The organism is Dokdonella sp. GW821-FHT11D02, from assembly GCF_058808595.1.
Genome location: NZ_CM179520.1, coordinates 4,233,301 through 4,254,505, shown reverse-complemented (window position 1 = coordinate 4,254,505; position 21,205 = coordinate 4,233,301). Strand labels below are relative to the sequence as shown.

Genomic DNA, 21,205 nt, shown 5'->3' with positions numbered 1-21,205 from the left:
TCGTTGCCGCATGACCGCCGCTTCCGCCGCTTTCTCTCCCGCTCAGGCCTATGAGTTTTTTCGCGCAGGCGAATACGCCCATGTCGAGCACTTGGCGCGCACGCAACTGTCGAGTTCACCGGACGACGTCCGTGCATTGACCTTGCTCGCTCTCAGCCTGCACTTTCAAGGCAAGCTGTCCGCCGCGATCGAACCGTATCGCCGATTGACGCAATTGCAACCGGCCGTCTTCGAACACTGGAACAATCTCGGCAACGTATTACGCGAGGTCGGCGAATTCGCGCCGGCCGATGCCGCCTATCAGCACGCGCTGGCGCTGGCGCCCGAAAACGCCGGTGTGCTGGTCAACCTCGGCTTTCTCAAGATGGAAGCCGGGAAGGTAGCCGTTGCGCGCGATCGGTTCCTCGCCGCCGTGCGCTCCGATCCGACCTCGCTCGATGCGCGCCTCTACGGCGCACGCGCTTGCTATGAGTGTGGCGATCACGCCGCGGCGCAGGATCTGATCGGATCGTGGAGAAGCTGGAGCGAGCTCGTCGATGAACAACAGATCGAACTCGGCACGCTGTTGACCTTGCTCGGCGACGGGGCGGACGGCGAGGGCGTGCTGCTGCTGGCGTTGCAGCGCACTCCGGACGAGAAGCGGGTTCTGGCTTCCCTGGTGTGTTTGTACGAGCGGCTCAATCGCCTCGACGAAGCGCAGGAATACCTGCGTCGACTGCCTGCACCCGAAGCGGTGCACGACACGTCCTTGCGCCGCGACATCGTGGCGGCCCAGATCGCGATCGCCGCGCGCGAAGCCGATCCGGCCACGATGCGCGCGCTGGTCGATCAACTCCTGCCGTTGACCGAGCCGGAGCATCGCCGCGCCGGTCTGTACTTTGCGCTGGGCAAGGTTTGCGACCGGCATGGCGACGCCCAAGGCGCCATCGATGCGTTTGCACGAGCGCATGTCTGCCAGCTGCGTCTCGCCGAGCAATTGGTTCCGCAGTTGCTGGAACCGGCGACGACGGCATTGCCGACCGCGGCGGTTCGTCTGGGCGAGCGTGAGTTTCACGCGTGGTCGAATGCCGATGCACCGATGCTGGAATCGTCGCCGGTGTTCATCGTCGGTTTCCCGCGTTCGGGTACGACGATGCTCGAGCAGATGCTCGATGCGCACCCGGGCCTCAAGTCGATGGACGAGCGCGTCTACATCAACGACACCATCGAATTGCTGTCGCCGCTCGGCCTGCGCTACCCGCACGATCTGGCCGAATTGACCTCGGCGCAGTGCGAGCAGCTGCGCAGCGCCTACTGGCGCTTCGTCGCCAAAACCGTACCGCTCGCGCCCGGGCAGCGTCTGGTCGACAAGAATCCGTTGAACATGCTGCGCCTGCCGATGATCCTGCGCTTGTTTCCGCAGGCTCGCATCATTCTCGCGCTGCGCCATCCTTGCGACGTGTTGCTCAGCTGCTACATGCAGCATTTCCGTTCGCCGAACTTCATGGTCATGTGCTCGACGCTCGAGCGCCTCGCACGCAGCTACGTGGCCGCGATGGATTCGTGGATCTACCACGCCGAGCTGATGCAGCCGGCGGTGCTCGTCTCGCGCTACGAGGATTTGGTGACGGATTTCGCCGGCAACGTGAGGCGCGTCGGCGACTTCCTCGGTCTGGCGGATTCCGAGCCGATGCTCGGCTTTGCCGAACACGCCAGGAACAAGGGTTACATCAGTACACCGAGCTATACGCAGGTGATCGAGCCGGCGAACGCACGCTCGGTCGATCGTTGGCGGCGCTACGAGAGTCAGCTAGAGCCGATGCGGGAAATTCTGCAGCCGATCATGCGGCATTGGGGCTACGCATGGTGACGACGCAGTCGGAAATCGCGCGGCGATGCCAGCGCTGACCGACTACGTCGCGTGGTTCGACGATGCGCTCGAGCGCGAGTTCTGCGCACAGCTGATCGCCTCGTTCGATCAGACCGCGCATATGCACACGCCGAACGGCCGCGGCGTACGCGCGGGCCTCGAACACAGCGCTTGGACCGAGTTGAACGTCTCGCGCCTGGCCGACGAAGGCTTCAAGGGCTTTTTCCTGCATCAGATCGACCGTCATCTCGCGCTCTATAACGAGCGGGTTCGGCTGACCATTCCCGTGCCGACGCGGCCGCGCATCGAGGACTTGCGCATCAAGCGCTACCGCGCCGGCACGGACGAGCAATTCCAGCCGCATTTCGACTCGATCGACACGGTCTCGAATCGTTATCTCGTCTTCCTTTGGTATCTCAACGACGTCGCCGACGGCGGCGAGACCGAGTTCTGCGATCTCGGCCTCAAGGTCGCAGCACGCGCCGGCCGCCTGCTGATGTTCCCGCCGTACTGGCTGTTCCAGCACGCCGGCCTGCCGCCGCGCTCGAACGACAAGTACATCCTCTCGACCTACTTGCTGTTTTGAAAGCGCAACAGCTGGCAGATCGGGCGACGAAGAGATGCGCCGCGCGGCGCACGAGCCGAGCAAGCCACGACCACGAAGGCTTTTTGCATCACTTCAAAAGTGCGGCCATGGATGGCCGCGGCTAGACCAGCCGAAGACGCAAGTTACGTCGCGCACAAACCCATCAGGTCGCAGCGATCAAGGACGATCGCACTAGTACGACGACGTATCGAACACCTCGTGCATCGGTACATCCGCACCCTCGGCCAGACGCACTTTCAGGGCGAGCCCATCACGCGAATCGGCGTGATTGAGCGCCTCATCCAGATCGATCTTGCCTTCCTTGTACAGCGTGTACAGCGACTGATCGAACGTCTGCATGCCTTCCTGCAGGCTGCGATCCATCGCTTCCTTGACCTCGTGTACCTGGCCGCGACGCAGCAGATCGCGAATGTGCGGCGTGTTGATCAACACCTCGACCGCCGGTAGGCGGCGACCATCCTTGCCCATGACCAAGCGCTGGCTGATGACCGCCTTCAGGTTCAGCGCGACGTTCATCAGGATGTTCTTGTGCGCCGATTCCGGGAAGAAGTTCAGAATGCGCTCGATCGTCTGGTCGGCGTTGTTGGAGTGCAGCGTTGCAAGACACAGATGTCCCGTTTCGGAGAACGAGATCGCCGCTTCCATCGTGTCGGCGTCGCGGATTTCGCCGATCATGATGACGTCCGGCGCCTCGCGCATCGCGTTCTTGAGAGCCTCGTGGTAGCTGTGCGTGTCCAGGCCGACTTCGCGCTGGTTCACCACCGACTTGCGGTGCCGATACAGATACTCGATCGGATCCTCGATGGTCAGGATGTGACCCGAGCTGTTCGTGTTGCGGTGGTCGATCATCGAAGCCAGCGTGGTCGACTTGCCCGAACCAGTCGCGCCCACCAGCAGCACCAAGCCGCGCGGCTCCATGATGATGTTCTTGAACAGCGCCGGCAGGCGCAGTTGCTCGATGGTCGGGATCTCGCTCTTGATCGCGCGGATCACCATGCCGACTTCGCCGCGCTGCTTGAACACGTTGATGCGGAAGCGGCCGACGTCTTTCACCGCGATCGCCATGTTGAGCTCGAGGTTCTTCTCGAACTGCGGCACCTGGCCTTCGTCCATCAGCGAGTAGGCGATCTTCTTGACCATGCCGTTGGGCATGCCGGTATTGCCGAGCGGGTAGAGCTTGCCCTCGACCTTGATGTTGACCGGCGCGCCGGTGGTCAGGAACATGTCCGACGCACCTTTCTCGACCATCAGTTTGAGGAAGTAGCCGATATCCATCGGTGGTTTCGCCTGGGTTTGGATCGTGCATTCGGTCGCTGCCTGTAGCGCCCGGCCCCTGTACTCGCATCGGCGCCGATTGCCAGCGCGGCGCGGTGTTCTCACAATACGATACTGGAAATTTTGCACGGACCGGCGCGCGACTTATGAGATGCAGCATGCGGAAACTTCACACCCTCGCCTGGGTGCTGGCGATCTTGGCCTTGCAGGCCTGCAGCCCGACCAAGCCGCCGGTCGGCTTGCTCGATTCCGCTTCGCGCGGACTCGGCAGTGCGCGCTCGGCCGGTGCGCCGGAATTCGCCGGCGGCGAGTACCGGTCAGCGGGGCGCCGCTACGATCAGGCTCAGGCCGCGATGGCGCGTGAGGAATACGACGAAGCGACGCAATACGCGCGCGAATCGGAGGCTGACAGCGAGCTCGCGATCGCCAAGACGCGTCTGGCCAAGGCGCGTCAGGAAGTCGATCGGTTGAAGCGCGAAAACAGCAATCTCGACCGCGATCTGAGCGAACACGCTTCGCCGGAGGCGCAGCCATGATCCGTCGCTTTCGCTTCCTCCCATCGGCGCTCATCGCCACCTTCGCGCTCATCTCGTTCAGCGGCACCGCCTTCGGCCGCGACGACGAATATCAGCGCCTGAGCGATCGCATCGATCGCCTTGCCGCCGATCCCGTGCTCGGTCAGCGCGCGACTGCGCAACTCGATCGCGCGCGCGCCGCCGTGGCGCAGTTCAAGGAAGCCGGACGGCGCGACCGCGAGCAGCTCGTCTATTGGGTCGAGCGTCGCATCGATACCGCCCAGGCCGCTGCCGAGGCCGACTACTTGGAAAGCCAGCGCGTGGAATTGCAGCGCGAGAACGATCGCCTGCAACTGGCGATCGCGCGCCGCGACGCGGCACAGGCGCGCATGGAGCTCGAGCGCCAGCGCCTGCAGTCGCAGATTCGCGCCGAAGAGGCCGAGCGCATGATGCGCGAGGCCGAAGCCGCACGCGCCGAGGGCGCGCAAGCCGCACAGGCGGCCGAGGCAGCGCGTGCCGAGGCGGCGCAAGCCAAACGCATGGCCGATGCGCAGGCGAAGGCGACGGCGCTGGCGAGGAAGGAAGCCGAGCTCGAGGCCACGCTGAGCGGCAAGACGCCGAAGGCGGATACGGCGGCCAAACCGAAGGCGAAGCCGGCAGCGAAACCCGCGACCAAGGCGTTGCCCAAGCCCAAGAAGGTGCCGGATCCGTCCGGCCAATAGGTCGCGCTTCGGCCGCCTCTGAAGACCCCGAAATCTTCGTTTCGGGGCGTGGACTCATGCCCCGCTGCCAGGCCCGACAAGGATTCCGCGCGCTCGCCGGAAGCTTGGGATGTCGGCGCTAATTTACTGTTTTTGAACAATAATTTTACGATCTGACGGCTTGCGCGGGAACTTCCATAGATCGCAAAAGTCGTGTTGCCAAGTCTTGGGCGAAGGAGTAGCTTCTGTCTTCCAAGTGGCCCGGAATTCTTTCGGCATCCGCTTGGGCAAAGCCAAAAGCCCCATGACTGCAGCGACCGCGATAGAAGATTCATCGCCTCGGCCAGGCCGAGGATTGGGTCGTTCGTGCGGACGTTTCCTGGCAGTGGCGCCCGCCGATCGATTCGATCGATCCTCGTCGACTCCTGCAGTTCCCATTGCGGCGAAGGCGGCTCTTCCGGAGCCATCGCGTTGTACTCGTCCCGCAGCGCAGTGACGCGGTTCAAAGCCGCGTCACTGCGCCAGCGGTCTTTGCACTAGAGGAGGTTAGCGATGCTAGAAGAACACCAAACTGAAGTGGCGGAGCTGATGCAGAAAGATGCGGAATTTCGCAGTCTGTATTACCGCCACAAAGAGCTCGACAGCAAGGTGCGCGACGCCGAACTCGGTGTGCTGCCGATCGATGAGGCGACTCTGCGCAACATGAAGTACGAAAAGCTGCACGCCAAAGACAAGTTGACCCAAATTTGGGAAAGCGCGCACACCGCGCACTGACCCGTTAAGCCTGCCTCGGCGCCGCCCATGCCGCGGCGGCGCCTCACGAATCGCTGAGCCCTCCGGTTCGGCACGGTCAACAGCGCCATTCCACTCGGTTATGATCCGCGGGCGTCTCCACCGGAGGCGTTTGTACTGCGTGCCGCTCAGCTCATAGCGGCGCGGTGCCACGACCGCGGAGCCCACATGACGATCCACCAAAGCGTTCTCGAGCTGATCGGCCGTACCCCGATGCTCAAGACGCAACGCCTCGATGCCGGCGTTTGCGAACTGTTTCTGAAGCTCGAAAGCGCGAACCCCGGCGGCTCGATCAAGGATCGCATCGGGCTGTCGATGATCGAAGGCGCGGAGAAGGCCGGCAAGCTCAAACCCGGCGCAACTCTGGTCGAAGGCACCGCCGGCAACACCGGCCTCGGACTGGCGCTGGTCGCGCAAGCCAAGGGCTACCGGCTGATCCTGGTCGTGCCGGACAAGATGAGCCGCGAGAAAATCTTCAATCTCAAAGCGATGGGCGCCGAAGTCGTGCTGACGCGCTCGGACGTCGCCAAAGGCCATCCGGAGTATTACCAGGATCTCGCCGCGCGCATCGCCGAAGAGACACCCGGGGCGTATTTCATCAATCAATTCGGCAATCCGGACAATCCCGCTGCGCACGAATCGACCACCGGTCCCGAGATCTTCGAACAACTCGAAGGCAAGGTCGATGCGATCGTGTTCGGCTGCGGCTCCTCCGGCACCATGACCGGTCTGTCGCGTTATTTCGCGCGCGTTTCGCCACAGACCCAATTCATTCTTGCCGATCCGGTCGGCTCGATTCTGGCCCAATACATCAACGAAGGCACGCTGTCGACGAAGTCGGCGAGCTGGATGGTCGAAGGCATCGGCGAGGATTTCCTGCCCAGCATCAGTGATTTTTCGCGCGTCACGAAAGCCTACGCGATCAGCGACAAGGAGAGCTTCCTGACCGCGCGCGAACTGCTCGGCAAAGAAGGCGTGCTCGCCGGCTCCTCGACCGGCACTTTGCTCGCCGCTGCATTGAAATACTGTCGCGAGCAGAGCGCGCCCAAGCGCGTCGTCACCCTGGTCTGCGACACCGGCAACAAGTATCTGTCGAAGATGTACAACGACTACTGGATGCTGGACAACGGCTTCCTCGACCGCCAGCCGACCGGCGATCTGCGCGACCTGATCCTGCGCCCGTACGCGCACCGCGACACCGTCGTGGTCGGGCCGAACGAGCTACTGATCACCGCCTACAACCGCATGAAGCTGTACGACGTCTCGCAGCTGCCGGTAATGGACGGCGACGAGATCGTCGGCATCCTCGACGAATCGGATCTGCTGCTGCACGTGCACACCGATGAGTCGAAGTTCAAGGACAAGGTGTCCACCGCGATGGTAGAAAAGCTGCAGGTGCTCGACGTGAAAGCGCCGATCGAATCGCTGATGCCCGTATTCGACGCCGGTCACGTCGCGATCGTGATGGACGGCGCGAAATTCGTCGGCTTGATTACGCGGATCGATCTTTTGAACTACTTGCGGCGGAGGGCGGGTTAAGTACCTGCGGATTCCGACTCGCAATCTCTACCGCAGTAACGTTCGCGATAGGAAGGAAACTCGCGGTCAAAAAAAGGAAGTTGCCTCAATGACTGATAAGTGCGAATCATGAGCCGTTCATTGGCGCAGCGAAGCGCGGAGTGGCTTGGCCGTTTTCTTCGTCACGCACAGCATGCGAGCGTTTCCGCAGAGGAAGCGTACGTTCGCATGGCATATCTCGTTCTTTTGAGAAGAGAAATCGATCCGCATGGATTGCGTACGTGGCGAGACGTCATCGCTTCGGGCCGCTTCGTCCAGCAAAACGCCATCAATGCGATTCTCGGATCGGAAGAATATCTGTCGCGTTTTGGCATCGACCTATTGGCGATTCAGCATCGATCGCGGCAGGAATGGATCAAAACAGTCCCTCGCTTCGATCGCGTTCTGGATATCGGCGGCAGCAGTCCGAGGTTGCCCGAAGGCGCTCTGATCGAACTCGGGTATCCCTATCGGCCCAGTCGACTCGACATTCTCGATCGACCGCCCGATCTGCAGTACTGGGGTAAGCCGAAATACGACCAAAGCGTCTCGGCGCAGTTCGAATGGGGCGAAGTCAGTTATTTCCACGGCAGCGGCGAGCGTGTCGCCGAGATGGCCGCGTTGCAGGATCGACTGTACGACGGCGTATTCATGGGCCAGGCGATCGAGCACATTTACGCGGACGCTCTGCCGGCGATGCTCGATTGGATACGTAGGCATCTCGCTCCCGGCGGAAAGCTGGTGTTCGACACACCCAATCGCTTGCTGACGAAGATTCAATGCCCGGGTTCGCTGATCGATCCCGATCACAAGTACGAATACACGCCCGACGAGATGGAGCGTGTGATCGACGCCGCGGGTTTTCGTGTGACCAAGAAGGTCGGCATGGTGCATCTGCCGGTTCAAGCGGCATCGGGTAAGTACGAGCCGCGCGAATTCGCCGAGGGAGCGCTCTTGTCCGATGACGTGGACGCTTGCTATTTGTTCGCATTCGAGGCCGAGCCTCGTTGATGCGATTGTCGTCTCAAAAGGAACGTTGTCCGTGAAAAAATCTTCGACGCCTCACGCTCTGGGCACCCGCGCCATCCACGCCGGCCAAAGCCCCGATCCCTCGACCGGTGCGATCATGACGCCGATCTACGCGACTTCGACGTACGTGCAGTCGAGTCCCGGCGTGCATCAGGGTTATGAATACTCGCGCACGCAGAATCCGACGCGTATGGCTTACGAGCGTTGTATCGCCGATCTCGAGGGCGGGCGCCAAGGTTATGCGTTCGCTTCCGGCCTCGCTGCCGCAGGCACCGTGCTCGAGCTGCTCGATTCGGGCAGCCACGTCATCGCGATGGACGATCTGTACGGCGGCAGCTACCGCTTGTTCGAACGCGTACGCCGGCGCAGCGCAGGTCTCGACTTCACCTTCATCGACCTCAACGATGCGGCTGCATTGAAGGCCGCGCTGAAGCCGAATACACGCATGATCTGGGCCGAAACGCCGACCAATCCGATGCTGAAATTGGTCGATCTGGCGAAGATCGGTGCGTTCGCGCGCAAGCACGGCTTAATCTTCGTGGTCGACAACACGTTCTGCTCGCCGATGCTGCAGCGGCCGATCGAGCATGGTGCCGACATCGTTGTGCATTCGGCGACGAAATACCTCAACGGCCACTCCGACATCGTCGGCGGCGTCGCCGTCGTGGGCGGCGACGCGCAGCTGGCGGAGCAAATGGCGTTCCTGCACAACTCGATCGGCTCGGTCGCCGGTCCGTTCGACTCGTTCCTCGCGATGCGCGGATTGAAGACCCTGCATCTGCGCATGCACGCGCATTGCGCCGGCGCTCTCGAACTCGCGCAATGGCTGGAGAAGCATCCGGCGGTCGAGCGCGTGATCTACCCGGGGCTAAAGTCGCATCCGCAGCACGCGCTGGCCAAGAAGCAGATGGACGGCTTCGGCGGCATCGTCTCGGTCGAGGTCAAAGGCGGTCTGCGCAAGGCGCGCAAGGTGCTCGAGCGCTGCCACCTGTTCGCGTTGGCCGAGTCGCTCGGCGGCGTCGAAAGCTTGATCGAGCATCCGGCAATCATGACGCACGCATCGATTCCGCCGGCCAACCGCAAGCGCCTCGGCATCAGCGATTCGCTGATTCGGCTTTCGGTGGGCGTGGAAGACGTTCGAGATCTCCGCGCCGAGCTTTCGGACGCGCTGGGCTGACCGAGACGGTTTCTCGGCTGATCTTGGGCCTCTTACATGCATCGCGAGTCGGATTGGCCCAGGGTCGAATTCTTTTCGCGTGCGACGATCGCGATGGCGTTCTTCGCAGCCCTCGCGATTCTGCTCCTGTTCCTGTTCTATTTCTTCCGCGGCTCTCTCCACAGCGACGACGCGATTGCGACCCTACTGGGTGAGTCGATCGTTCGCAGCGGCTCGCTGCTTCCGAAAGATTGGCTCTACGCCAACGGCGATTTGATGATGCCTTCCGCCGCCTCGATCGCGGCGCTGGCGATGCTGTGGATGCGGAACGGGTACTACGTTCACACGGTGGCGAGTTCGTTTGCGCTCGTCCTGGTCTTGGCTTCGACGATCTACGCGTTACGCGTACTGTCGATTCCTCGTGTCATCGTGCTGTTTTTCTGCCTGCTGTCGGTTGCCGGGTTCTGTCGCGATTTCCTTTATTTGCTGTATGCGCAGGCGTCGTACTTCTGGTGGCATGCGGGGATCTTCTTGGGTGTAGCGTTGATCTGCCGCGCGCGCTTCGGCGAGCGTGGCGGCTGGCGTCCTGCCGTCGCTCTCTGGCTGGTCGTTTTTCTACTGAGCTTCTCCAATCCCATCAGGGTCGCCTTGATGGTGGTGCTGCCCCTGTACTTGTTCGACCGCGCCTTAGCGTTGGGTCGCAGTGCGACGCGCCGGAAAGGAACCTTCTTGCTGAAGGCCGTCCGCTGGCTGGGCATCGACGATCCACTCACCTGCTTTGCTCTCGGCGCAGCCTTCCTCCTTGCACTGCTGCTGCACGAATCCCTCAAGTACTTCGCCGTATATCAAACCTTGAACGGCGCCGCCGCGTTGCATTGGGGTGGCTGGGCCTATGTCGGTAAAACGCTACTGAGGTTCCCGCAGGACTGGCTGAGCTATCTCGGCGGCCTGCGTGAGGGTGGCCAAGTCAATCCCATCGTCGGTGAGGCGCTGTACTTCTACCGCAAGGCCTTCGCGTTTTGGCTGTCGTGGGTCGGCGTCAGCGAGATATGGAAGATACGACGCCAACCCGATCCGATCCGGCGCGCGCTGGCAGTTGCGCTGATCGGCGCATTCGTGCCGATTTTCTTTCTCTACAATTTTTTCGAGCCGCTGGCCGTGAACGGAGGGACCATCCGGTACTTCCAGGGCGCCATCGCGGTGCTGCTGATTCTCGCGGCATTGCGCATGAAGGACTATCTGGAGCGGTTCGAGTTACCGACACTTTCCAGCTTGTCGGTCATGGCCCTGTTGCTGGTGGCGATCTCGCTGCAGCGTTTCCTTCCGGCGGCCGATCTCGGAACCGCACGCTTTTGGGATATTCCGCCATCCAAGCCCATGCAACTCGCGGAGGTGCTGAAGCGCGAAGGTTTGCAGTGGGGCTATGCAACCTATTGGAACGCCGGCGCAGTCACGGTGGTCTCCGACTACGCGTTGCGCGTCAGCCCCATATTCTTCTACTCGGATCGGCCGGCGGTCTTCCCGGTAATGCGTTCGCTGGATTGGTATGAGCCGCGAAATTGGACGAAGCAGACGTTTCTCGCCTTGGAGTACTTCGAAGCGACTCCTGCGCAGCTACGTCTATTGGATTCCGTCCTGGGCCCGCCCGAGCGCACCATCGACGCGGCGGCGTTGCGCATCATGGTCTACGACTACAACATCGCCGAGCACATCCTGAGTCCCAAAAGCACCGAGGTCGATGAGCCCATTTCACCCACAGCGGCACGATTGCTTTCCGCCCAAATCCTGCCTGCCGGTGGGCCTTTCAAGCCGCCGCGTCGCGCCCGGGTCGAGCTGCAAAACGAAGGTCCGCATGTTCTCGGAGGAGGCGGAAAGTTTCCGCTTTCGGTCGGAGTTAGCTTGTTCGACGCGCTGGGACATCTGGTTCGGCGAGACTGGCTGCGCACGCCACTTTACGGTCGAGTGGACTCGGGCGAGCGGCTTACCATGAACCTGGTACTGCCACGGCTCGAACCTGGCGACTGGCAACTGAGATTCGATCTCGTGCAAGAAGGCGTCGCCTGGTTCGGCGACCGCGGTCAGCCGACCATCGATCTGCCCCTGCACGTACCTAAACCAGCGGATGAGATTCTTCAGAGCGGAATGGAGCGGTGAATCTGCGCGCGATGCCGCCGCATCATTGCCAGGAGCAATTGATGTGAACGGTATTCTCCGCAAGCCGTAGCCTTAGCCCTGCGTCGGCCCAGACGCGTTGGACGGCGATGTTGTGCACCTGCGTCGCGATGACGAACCGGCGCGCGCCGTTCATGCGGAAATACGCGAGCATGCCGTGGAACATGGCGCGATAGTGGCCGGCGTTTCGAGCGGCCGGCAGAATGCCGTTCAGTACGCCGCGTGCTTCGCCGCCGTCGACGCGACAGCACGAAAATCCCACGATCTCGCCGCGCGAACGCAAGAACCAAGTCGGCGTCGCCGGCGTGTGCACGCAGCGCGCAGCCCAGTCCGCGTAGCCGTCTGCAACGGCGTCCGCGGGCAACAGCGGATTGGCGAGATAATGGCTGGAATAGCCGTCGAACACGACTCTGGCGATTGCACGCAGGCGCTCGGCATCGGCCTTGGCGACGTCGCAGATTTCCATTGGCGCGACATCGATCGCATCGATCGGCACGTCGAGCGAGCGCTCGTAGTCGACGTGCGTATCGGCGACGATCGGCTGCAGTCCGAACGTGTGCAAACCTGCGAGGCCGCCGATGGCGGCCGCCGGCACGCGCAGGATCAGCGTGTCGACCCGCAAGCTGCGCAGCGCCTCGGCCAGCGCCGGCGCGTCGATCGTCTGCAGTACGGCGCGATAGATGCGCCGCCCGAATCGCACGCTGTCCAGCGGCGAGGGCTGCAGCGCGGCGAGCAAGGATGCATCGCTCACAGATTGATACGCTCGCGCACGATGAAGACGGGCCGCGCCTTCACGCTTTCGAACACGCGGCCGACGTAGAGCCCGATCACACCCATGCAGAACAGCATGATGCCGGCCAAGAGCCACATCGAGGCGATCAGGCTGGTGTATCCGGCGACGTCGATGTCGCCGTGCAGATAGCGCAGCAGACTGTAGGCGGTGATCGCGAGAGCGACGAGCGAGATCACGATGCCGGTCAGCGCGACCAGGCGCAAAGGCTTGTCCGAGTTGGAGAGGACGATGTCGAGACCCAGCCGCATCAAGCGGCGCCAGGTGTAGGAACTGCTTCCCTCTCCGCGTGCGTCGTGCTGCACTGGAATCGAGGTTCTTCGGAATCCGGCCCAGCGCACCATGACCGGAAAGAACCTCGACGAATCGCCCATGCTGCGCACCGCATCGATCACGCGGCGATGGAAGATGCCGAAGTTCGCGGTACGGTAGTCGTAGTCGGCACCGCTGAGGTAATTCAAAAGTCCGATGAAGGCGCGTGAACTGTTGCGTTTGAACCAGCCATCCTGTCGCACTTCGCGTTCGCCAAATACGACGTCGTGACCTTCGCACGCCTTCGCGTAGAGCGCTGCGATTTCCTCGGGTCGGTCCTGCAAATCGCAATCCATCACCACGACCCATTCGCCGCTGACGTGCTCCAGGCCGGCGGCGATCGCGTAGTGCTGGCCGAAGTTGCGCGACAGCGCGACGGCTTTGATGCGTGCATCGCCGGCGCAGAGCTCGCGCATGGTGTTCCAGGCGCCGTCCGGGCTCGCATCGTTGACCAAGACGATTTCAAAGTTCGCCGTGATCGGCGTCAGCGTCGCCGTCAAGCGCGCGCACAACTCGCGCAGACAGCCGTCGCAGCAATAGACCGGGCTGACGACCGAAATCAGCGGCGCTGCCGTCCCGCTCATTGGAACAGCGCCTCGGCCGCGCCGATGACGCGCTGTTGATCCATGCCGTCGAGCCACAACGGCAGCCGCACCAGGCAGTCGCTGACGTGGTCGGTCACCTCGAGCGTTCCGTGCGCACGGGCATATTTTCGACCCGCTGGTGCGCTGTGCAGCGGAATGTAGTGGAATACCGGCGACACGCCGCGCTCCTTCATTGCGGCGATGAAGCGCGTTCTGGTTTGGAGATCGGGCAGCAGCAAATAGTACATGTGCGCATTGTGGCGGCAATGCGCCGGTATGATCGGCCGGCGCAAAACGCCACGCTGTTCGAACGGCGCGAACGCAGCGTGATAGCTTTCCCACAAGGCGAGCCGTTCCTGCGTGATGCGTTCGGCATCTTCCATCTGTGCGGCGAGGAACGCGGCGACGATTTCGCCCGGCAGATACGACGAGCCGACGTCGACCCAGGTGTATTTGTCGACCTGCCCCCGAAAGAACTGCGAGCGGTTGGTGCCTTTCTCGCGGATGATTTCGGCGCGCTCGGCATAGCGTTCGTCGTTGACGAGCAGCGCACCGCCTTCACCGGAAATGAGATTCTTCGTCTCGTGAAAACTGAGCGCGGCCAGATGGCCGAGCGTGCCGAGCGGACGCCCCTTGTACTCCGACAGGATGCCTTGTGCGGCGTCTTCGATGACGATCAGCCCGTGCCGCTCGGCGATCGCGTTGATCGCGTCCATTTCGCAGCCGACACCGGCGTAATGGACCACGCAGATCGCGCGCGTGCGCGGCGTGATCGCCGCTTCGACCAGAGTCTCGTCGAGGTTCAGTGTATCCGGGCGGATGTCGACGAACACCGGCACCGCGCCGCGCAGGACGAACGCATTGGCGGTGGAGACGAAGGTGAACGAGGGCATGATGACTTCGTCGCCCGCTTCCACGTTCGCCAGCAGCGCGCTCATTTCCAACGCGGCCGTGCACGAGTGCGTCAGCAGCGCTTTGCGCGCGCCGGTGGTCTTCTCGAGCCAGGCGTGGCAGCGCTTGGTGAAGGGGCCGTCGCCGGAGAGATGCCCGTTCGCATGTGCCTCGGCGATGTAGCCGAGTTCCTTGCCGGTCATGTAGGGACGATTGAAAGGGATGTTCATCGGCGGCATTGGAGAACGGCGTGAGTGTAGGGAATACGCAGCATGTCGAAGCGCACGTCGACCTCGACCTCGGCGAACACACCGTCGGCGAGTTCGCGATAGGCGGCAGCCGTGCGCACGTTGCGGCCGCGGTCGCGTTCGATGACGTAGCGGGCGAGCGCGGACTGGCCTTCGGCGAAACAGGGATCGATCGTGATTAGGCGCCCGCCGGGTCGTAGCGCATTGGAAGCGATCGCCAGCATCCGACACGCTTCGTCGTCGTCGAGGTGATGCAGCAGACCGGTCGCCAGGGCGAGATCGAAGCCGCGGAACCGCTCGGCGTCGGCGCGCCCGATATCGACGCATTCGAATTGCCCGCGGTCGCCGTACTCCTGCCGCGCGGCGAGGATGTAGCGCTCGCTCAGATCCACGCCCATGTAGGCGACCGAATCGGGCAGGTGCGCCAGGATGCGCGCCGTCCCGCAGCCGATGTCGAGCAGGCGCTGCCCCGGCTGCGGGCGCAGATAGTCGCGCAGCAAAAGCTTGCGCGCGCGCTCGGCACCGACCAGGTTCTGGGTGAAATCGTAGGCGCGCGGCGACGACAGGATCGCGCGAATGCCGGTGGTGGTCTGCGCCATCGATCAGGACCGCACGACGACGATCAAGCCGGCCATTACGAGCAGGGTTCCGGCGACACGCGCGACCGTGACGTGTTCGTTGAACAGGAACGCGCTGGCGAGCAGGATCACCAGGAAACTGATGCCGGTGAACGGGAACGCGTAGCTCAGCTCGAAGCGCGTCAAAGCCAGCATCCAGCTGACGCCGGCGAGGAAGGTGCAGCCGATCGCCACCCAGATCCACGGCGTCAGCAGCAAACCGCCGATGAAGGCGACGCGATCGGCCGCCGCGTCAGGCAGTGGCCCGGCGGCGCCGACGCGCCAGCGCATCAAAAGCTGGCTGGTCACGGTGAACGCGATGCAAAGGACGATGAAGGCGTGTTGCTGCAACCAACGCACGTCGAGATTCCCGGGTAAAAGAAGATGCGCATCTTCACTCAGTTGCAGCCATATCGCCACACGGCGCGGCTCGTGCGGACCCGCTCAGCCCGCTCCCGGTCGGTGGATACCTGCCGCTGCACGGCGCATCCACACGCTGCCGGCGGCAAACAACAAGGTGTCACCGAAAAACGTGATTAGGCGGAATAGGGCGATCAAGAGCAGCGCGCGGTCCTCGCCGAGCGCAGGCCCTGCCAGCGCGACGAAGGCGGCCTCGCGCACGCCCAAGCCGGCCGGTGCGCCGATCACGACGAAGCCGGCCGCCCAGCTGGCGGCGCCCGCCGCCAGCATCAGCCGCCAGTCGACTGCTGTGCCCAGGAAATGGGCGAGCAGACACAGGATTGCGGCGGTCGCTGCGAAAAACACGATGTCGCAGACGAATACCGAGACCAGGGTCATCGCCGGCAAGCTCGGCAGCGACAGCGCGCGGAAGCGCTCGCGTCCGCGCGCCCAACGCAACGCCAGGGCGCCTGCCACCAATACGGCCAGCAGCAGCGCCAGCATCCAGCGCGCATCGAAACCGGCGAGCGACTTGCCCTGCGCGCTCGCGCCCAGCGTCAATACCAGAGCGGCCAGAAGCAACAGAGCCGCTTCGATCACGGAAGCGAGCCCCAAGACCGAATGCGGCGTCGCATGGCGGCGGCTCCAGGCGTGGCGAAGGGCGTACTGGGCGATGTTGCCCGGCAGATATTTGCCGTACTGGCTGACGCTCCAGGTTGCCATCGTCGAGCCGAGCGGCGGAGCTTGTGGCGATTGCCGCGCGAGCAGTCGCCACCATGCGAACGCGAGCAGGCTGAGTGTCAACGCGTAGGCGAGGGCCGCGCCCACCAACACCGTGCCGAGCCGCCAGGGTTCGGTCGGCACACGCTGCAATATGGAGAGAGCGTCGCTACGCAGGAAGCGCAGGGCGATCCAGGCCAACGCGGCCAGGCACAGCAGCAGACCGAGCCCGCGCAGGAACCGCTTGACGTTCATACCGGAGTGCGGCGCGCGCCGCCTGCGCGAATTGTCGTCACGGCGGTGTTGCCGCGACCGCGGCCGGCCCGATCGCCAGCGATACCAAGCCGACACCGAGCGGGCGTCCGTCGATGCTCACGCCCGCCGCGCGCGGCGATGTCACCGGCGAAACGACGAAGCGCAGATTCAGCAGGCCATCCGCTCCGATCAGCCCTTCGGACAGATCGAATTGCAAGGACGGCGGCGCCTTGCCGAGCTCGAAGTGCAGGTTGCCGAGCGCGCGACCGTTGGCCTCGATCACCAGATCGCGCGCCGGCGTATTCGGCCCGAGCAGAACTTGTGCATCCAGCGTCAGCCGCAGCGGAGCGGCAGCGGATTGCGGCGCCAAGCGCATACGCAACTGCGCCACGCTGCCGAGCGACCACACGCCCCAATCCTCGAGCGCGTCCCAGCCGCCGGCGCGATAGAAACCGCCGCGCCCGCCCTTGCCGAACTTGAGCGGCGTGCCGTCGGCGACGTAGGTGAAAGCGGAGCCATTCCAAACCGTCTGCGCGCCGGCTGCCGAGCCGCAGCATTCCGCCAGCGGAAACAGCAGCCAGCGGCGACTCGCGCTGATCAGCGGCGGTTGCGGCAGGGCGCTGCGCAAGGCCGCCGTCAATGCCGCCAGCTTGTCGTCGGCGTAGGCCGACGAATCGAGCAGGATCGCGGCGAAACCCAAGGCATGCGCCTGCGCGATCATCTCGGACACCGGCATGCTTTCGAGCGTGCTCGCCCACGAGTAACCGGGGCGGCCGTGCGCGACGCCGTAGGAAGACTTCAAGCTGCGCGTGAACAGATACGGTTTGAACTCTTCGTAGTCACCCATCGCGCCGACGGAGGGATGCTCCGGATACCAAACCGCCGGCAGTTGGAATACGGCGGCATCGCTGCCGAGCCTTTGCTCGACTTGCTTGAAGTAAGTACTGGCGGAATCGTAGTTGGAAACCGCCGTGGCGCGCGCCACGTACAAATCCGGCGTGGTCACGTCGAGCAGCGCGAGCGTGCCGATTGCGGCCAGCGCGATTCCGCGCGCTGCGCGATGACGCAAGCGTGCGAGCAATCCCTGCAGCAGCCAGCCGCTGCCGAGCAGACAAGCGAACGCGAAAAAAGGAAGGATGCGATTGCCGGCACGAATCTTCGAACTGACCCAGTGCGAAAGCAGAGTGAACAGCCCGCTCGACAGCGCCAGGATCAGAATCGCAATCGCCAGCAAGGCGGCGATACGGACGTGGCGTTCCAGATCGGTCGGCGTGCCGTTCGAGCCGCCGTTCACGGCAACACGCGCCAGCGACCACAGCAAAGCGAGCAGGCCGAGCACGCCCAATGCCCCGATGTATTGGTCGCGATACTCCGCCTGCGGCATGTCCAGCGCCTGATCGAAGCCTTGCTTGGCCTGAGCGATGGCGTCTACGCGATGAAGACTGAAGGGCAACAGGACCTGATTCAGTCGCATCGAGTACAGCTCCGCCTCGGATGACGAACGCTCGGCGACGTTGAGATTGGCGCCGACCTCGGCCTTGTGCAGCAAAGACGGAATCTGCTCCGCCACGAACGAGCACGATACGGCAACGCCCAAGACCAAGGCCGGCCACAGACTGCGCCAGCGCGGCTGTCGCGCCAGCGCCAGCACGCCGGCGCAGCCGCAAAGCAGCGCGAAGAAGACGCCGTTGTAGGGCATCTGCAGCGGCATCAGCAGCGCGGTCGCCAAGGCCAGCCACCAGCGGCGGCGCGCGCCGGGTGCAGCTGGATCGAGCTCGCCGCGAGCCAGCCAAATCAGCACGAGAATGCCGAACGGAACGAAGAAATACGTCCCGTTGGTGAGATGGCCTTCGCCGCGCAAGAGGTGATAGGGCAGGAACGCGAACAGCAAGGCGCACAAGAGCGCAGGGCCCGTATTCAGTCCCAGTCGCCGAAACGCGAACAGCGCCGCCGCGCCGATCAGGTAGAAACTGGCGAGGAAATACAGATTCATCGCCAGGCCGGCGCTGCCGGTCAGCGCCGCAATCGGCCCCATGATCGCGTAGTTGAGCGAATCGAAGCGCGGAAAATCCAGACGGTCGTAACCGAACGGATAGCCCAGGCGCGGGTTGTGGAACAGCCAGCCGGTCTCGGCCACGTTTTGAATCTGCACCAGCTTGTCGATCGCATCGCCGAAGAACGTATAGGGAACGTCCAGCCGCGACAGCGGCAACTTCAACGCGAAGATCAGCAGTAGCGTCGTGACGACGATCAGGCTCGCCGCGGTCAGCCATCTACGTTGCCGATCGCTCATGACCGATCCACTCCCGCTTTTTTCGCCGCCGCGAAAACCGACAAGCCGAACGGCGGGCGGTAGCCGCGGCGGATCAAGGCCAGCTCGAGATCGAGCAGTCCGCCGAGCACGCGCGTGGCGAGGCCGCCTTTGGGTGAGGGCTGCTTGGCCGCGGGGGAGTTGCGCAGGCGCCGGCCGAACGACCACGCGGCGCGCGCGGCCACTGCCAGCGGAAACGCGAAGTGCGTGAAGTAGGCCGCCGTCAGCACCGTCATGCCGGTCGGCAACGCGGCCACGAGTTGCTGACGCGTATAACGGCGGTAGTGTCCGAGGATGCGGTCGTGATCGCTGAACAACCATGCGTACGCCGGTACGGTCAGGATCAAGAGGCCGCCCGGGCGCAGATGTTCTTCCATCCAAGCCACGGCGGCACGGTCGTCGGCCAGATGTTCGACCACGTCGAGCGCGCAGATCACGTCGTAGCGTCGATCCAATTCGAACGGTATAGGTTCGGCGAACACGTCGCGGGTGACGTTTCTGGCGGCAATCGCGGCGCGCCCTAGCGCATTGACTTCGATTGCGTCCACCGCACCGAATCGCGCGAGCGTCGGCAGATTCTGACCGGCGCCGGCGCCGACTTCCAACAGCGTCAGCTCTTGGCCCGGCGCCGCGTGGCGTTCGATCAAATCGCCCAAGAGCTGCGCCCGGCCTCGTTTCAGCCAGTCGCCGGTTTCCTCGAGGTATTGCTGGTAGGAGGTCTCGTCCATCAGCCGCTCAGTCGTGCCGAAGTCGCGTCGGCTCGTCCTGAGCAGTAGAAAGTTTCATCACCGCGGTGCGTTCGCGCACGAGAGAAGCCTGGGTGGAGTCGCGATCGCGGCTGATCATCAGCTCCGCCAGCAGGCCGAACATCAACAGTTGCACGCCGACCAACACCAGCAGCACGCCCAGTTGCAGCAGCGGCCGCTCGCCGATCGGATGTCCGAGCAGCCACTGCAGGCTGAGCCAGGCGAGCACGAGGGTGCCGAGCGCGCCGAGCACTAGACCGCCGGCACCGAACAGATGCCCCGGCTTGCGTGCGTAGCGCGTCAACGTCATCACGGTGAACAAGTCCAGCAGGCCGCGTAGAAAACGGCGCGCGCCGTACTTGGAATGGCCGAACCGGCGCGGATGGTGGGTGACTTCGATCTCGCCGATACGGAAGCCGCAAGCGTGCGCTAGCACCGGCACGAAGCGGTGCAGTTCGCCGTACAGATGGATCGCCTCGAACACTTCGCGCCGATACGCCTTGTAGCCGCAGTTGAAGTCGTGCAGCGGAATGCCGGAGGTGCGTGCCGTGATCGCGTTGAACAGTTTCGACGGCAAGGTCTTGCCGAGCGGATCGTGGCGCGTCCGCTTCCAGCCCGATACCACATCGTCGCCGGCGAGCACCGCGGCGACGAAACGAGGCAGTTCGTGCGGATCGTCCTGCAGATCGCCGTCCATGGTGACGATGATGTCGCCGGCCGCCGCCTCGGCGCCGATCTGCAAGGCGGTGGCCTTGCCGAAGTTGCGCCGCAAGCGCATGCCGCGCACGCGAGGATCGGCACCCGCTGCCTCGCCGATTCGCGCCCAAGTGCCGTCGCTGCTGCCGTCGTCGACGAAAAGCAGATCGACCAGTCGGAAACCGTCCTGCGCCGCGGCTACGGCCAGGACTTCGTCGGCCAGACGCGTAATCGTGTGCTCTTCGTTCATCACCGGCACGATGATCGAGACGCTGGGCAGTGCGGAGGTCGTCATGCGCAGGTCTCCTCGGACAAGGTGATGAGAGAAGTCTCCGATCGGTAAGGCAGCGCCGGCGTCCAGCCGCGATAACGCAGAACACGGTTGCCGGGGTGGTTCAACGCCGGCGCGTAGCGCGCGCGGGCGGAGTTGTCGAATACGATCAATCCACCGCCGGCGAGCTGCAGGCGCGCGCGTTCGAAGCAGGCCACGCGCGCGCGGCCGTCGATCACGATCAGGTCGTAGCGATCCGTACCGATCGCATCGACGTAGGCGGAAAAGTCGCACTCGGTGTAGCCGCGTCGACCCGAGCGCGCGCGTGGTGAAGCCGCATTGCGAACGGGTTCGATCAGACGCAGCTCCACGTTGTCGCGCGCCAGCAGCGGCGTCACCGTGCGGAAGAAGCCGGCGTCGTGTTCGACCGACACCACCCGTTCGCAGCGCCGCGCCAGCCAAGCCGTGCTGGCGCCGGCGCCGTACTCGAACGCGCGTACCTTACCGCCGCGTTCGGCGATCCAGCGTTCGACTCGGTCGATCGCCGGGAAGGTCCACCAAGGGACGTCCAAACTGGCCAGCTGCGCGGCGTCGTAAACCGCGAACTGGCTGCCCAACCAGAAACGCGCCGAGTGCTTGGGTGCGCGTTGCAGACGGTCGAGCCATCCAAAAGCGCGCATCGGAACCGCCGTGGCGCGCACGAGTCGGACAT

Annotated in this window: 20 protein-coding genes; 9 read left to right on the top strand and 11 right to left on the bottom strand. The window is 63.6% G+C overall.

The window, feature by feature from the left end; translation table 11 throughout:
* Window positions 1-10: 10 nt before the first annotated feature.
* Window positions 11-1,849: a tetratricopeptide repeat-containing sulfotransferase family protein gene (locus AC3QL3_RS18075; protein ID WP_492895487.1), complete on the top strand. Its 1,839-nt coding sequence runs from the start codon at window positions 11-13 to the stop codon at window positions 1,847-1,849.
* Window positions 1,850-1,874: 25 nt separating this feature from the next.
* Window positions 1,875-2,435: a 2OG-Fe(II) oxygenase gene (locus AC3QL3_RS18070; protein ID WP_492895486.1), complete on the top strand. Its 561-nt coding sequence runs from the start codon at window positions 1,875-1,877 to the stop codon at window positions 2,433-2,435.
* 192 nt (window positions 2,436-2,627) lie between these two features.
* On the opposite strand, the gene AC3QL3_RS18065 is transcribed toward AC3QL3_RS18070, so the two are convergent.
* Window positions 2,628-3,731: a PilT/PilU family type 4a pilus ATPase gene (locus AC3QL3_RS18065; protein ID WP_492895485.1), complete on the bottom strand. Its 1,104-nt coding sequence runs from the start codon at window positions 3,729-3,731 to the stop codon at window positions 2,628-2,630.
* Window positions 3,732-3,889: 158 nt separating this feature from the next.
* On the opposite strand from AC3QL3_RS18065, the gene AC3QL3_RS18060 reads away from it, so the two are divergent.
* From AC3QL3_RS18060 to AC3QL3_RS18030, 7 genes are all read left to right on the top strand, one after another.
* Window positions 3,890-4,267: a DUF4398 domain-containing protein gene (locus AC3QL3_RS18060; protein WP_492895484.1), complete on the top strand. Its 378-nt coding sequence runs from the start codon at window positions 3,890-3,892 to the stop codon at window positions 4,265-4,267.
* Window positions 4,264-4,968 carry a hypothetical protein gene (locus AC3QL3_RS18055; RefSeq protein WP_492895483.1) on the top strand — a complete coding sequence of 235 codons (705 nt, stop codon included), beginning with the start codon at window positions 4,264-4,266 and terminating at the stop codon, window positions 4,966-4,968. Before AC3QL3_RS18060 ends, AC3QL3_RS18055 begins: the two co-directional genes overlap by 4 nt.
* Before the next feature lie 531 nt (window positions 4,969-5,499).
* Window positions 5,500-5,721 carry an HP1242/YdcH family protein gene (locus AC3QL3_RS18050; RefSeq protein WP_492895482.1) on the top strand — a complete coding sequence of 74 codons (222 nt, stop codon included), beginning with the start codon at window positions 5,500-5,502 and terminating at the stop codon, window positions 5,719-5,721.
* A 186-nt stretch (window positions 5,722-5,907) separates the two neighbouring features.
* Window positions 5,908-7,278 carry a pyridoxal-phosphate dependent enzyme gene (locus AC3QL3_RS18045; RefSeq protein WP_492895480.1) on the top strand — a complete coding sequence of 457 codons (1,371 nt, stop codon included), beginning with the start codon at window positions 5,908-5,910 and terminating at the stop codon, window positions 7,276-7,278.
* A gap of 108 nt (window positions 7,279-7,386) precedes the next feature.
* Window positions 7,387-8,307, top strand: a complete 921-nt coding sequence (locus AC3QL3_RS18040) for a methyltransferase domain-containing protein (RefSeq protein ID WP_492895479.1) — start codon at window positions 7,387-7,389, stop codon at window positions 8,305-8,307.
* A 115-nt stretch (window positions 8,308-8,422) separates the two neighbouring features.
* Window positions 8,423-9,502: a trans-sulfuration enzyme family protein gene (locus tag AC3QL3_RS18035; protein WP_492898979.1), complete on the top strand. Its 1,080-nt coding sequence runs from the start codon at window positions 8,423-8,425 to the stop codon at window positions 9,500-9,502.
* A 93-nt stretch (window positions 9,503-9,595) separates the two neighbouring features.
* A complete protein-coding gene (locus AC3QL3_RS18030; protein ID WP_492895478.1) occupies window positions 9,596-11,635 on the top strand; it encodes a hypothetical protein in 2,040 nt (679 codons plus the stop codon).
* A 22-nt stretch (window positions 11,636-11,657) separates the two neighbouring features.
* Here AC3QL3_RS18030 and AC3QL3_RS18025 read toward each other — a convergent pair whose 3' ends face one another.
* The 10 genes from AC3QL3_RS18025 to AC3QL3_RS17980 all read right to left on the bottom strand — a co-directional run bounded on the left by AC3QL3_RS18025 (window position 11,658) and on the right by AC3QL3_RS17980 (window position 21,173).
* Window positions 11,658-12,404 (bottom strand): GNAT family N-acetyltransferase, encoded by a 747-nt coding sequence (locus tag AC3QL3_RS18025; protein ID WP_492895477.1) that lies wholly within the window; start codon window positions 12,402-12,404, stop codon window positions 11,658-11,660.
* Window positions 12,401-13,339, bottom strand: a complete 939-nt coding sequence (locus AC3QL3_RS18020; RefSeq protein WP_492895476.1) for a glycosyltransferase family 2 protein — start codon at window positions 13,337-13,339, stop codon at window positions 12,401-12,403. The genes AC3QL3_RS18025 and AC3QL3_RS18020 overlap by 4 nt, the downstream gene beginning before the upstream one ends.
* Complete coding sequence (gene rffA / locus AC3QL3_RS18015) at window positions 13,336-14,460, bottom strand: dTDP-4-amino-4,6-dideoxygalactose transaminase (protein WP_492895475.1); 1,125 nt, start codon at window positions 14,458-14,460, stop codon at window positions 13,336-13,338. The genes AC3QL3_RS18020 and rffA overlap by 4 nt, the downstream gene beginning before the upstream one ends.
* Window positions 14,457-15,077 carry a class I SAM-dependent methyltransferase gene (locus AC3QL3_RS18010; RefSeq protein WP_492895474.1) on the bottom strand — a complete coding sequence of 207 codons (621 nt, stop codon included), beginning with the start codon at window positions 15,075-15,077 and terminating at the stop codon, window positions 14,457-14,459. The genes rffA and AC3QL3_RS18010 overlap by 4 nt, the downstream gene beginning before the upstream one ends.
* 3 nt (window positions 15,078-15,080) lie before the next feature.
* A complete protein-coding gene (locus tag AC3QL3_RS18005) occupies window positions 15,081-15,455 on the bottom strand; it encodes a DMT family transporter (RefSeq protein WP_492895473.1) in 375 nt (124 codons plus the stop codon).
* 84 nt (window positions 15,456-15,539) lie between these two features.
* Complete coding sequence (locus tag AC3QL3_RS18000) at window positions 15,540-16,469, bottom strand: lysylphosphatidylglycerol synthase domain-containing protein (RefSeq protein ID WP_492895472.1); 930 nt, start codon at window positions 16,467-16,469, stop codon at window positions 15,540-15,542.
* Between the two features lie 37 nt (window positions 16,470-16,506).
* Window positions 16,507-18,762 (bottom strand): DUF6311 domain-containing protein, encoded by a 2,256-nt coding sequence (locus AC3QL3_RS17995; protein WP_492895471.1) that lies wholly within the window; start codon window positions 18,760-18,762, stop codon window positions 16,507-16,509.
* Window positions 18,759-19,508 carry a class I SAM-dependent methyltransferase gene (locus AC3QL3_RS17990; RefSeq protein WP_492895470.1) on the bottom strand — a complete coding sequence of 250 codons (750 nt, stop codon included), beginning with the start codon at window positions 19,506-19,508 and terminating at the stop codon, window positions 18,759-18,761. The genes AC3QL3_RS17995 and AC3QL3_RS17990 overlap by 4 nt, the downstream gene beginning before the upstream one ends.
* A gap of 7 nt (window positions 19,509-19,515) precedes the next feature.
* On the bottom strand, window positions 19,516-20,517 hold the full coding sequence (locus tag AC3QL3_RS17985; protein ID WP_492895469.1) for a glycosyltransferase family 2 protein: 1,002 nt from the start codon (window positions 20,515-20,517) through the stop codon (window positions 19,516-19,518).
* Complete coding sequence (locus tag AC3QL3_RS17980) at window positions 20,514-21,173, bottom strand: O-methyltransferase (RefSeq protein ID WP_492895468.1); 660 nt, start codon at window positions 21,171-21,173, stop codon at window positions 20,514-20,516. Before AC3QL3_RS17980 ends, AC3QL3_RS17985 begins: the two co-directional genes overlap by 4 nt.
* Window positions 21,174-21,205 lie beyond the last annotated feature (32 nt).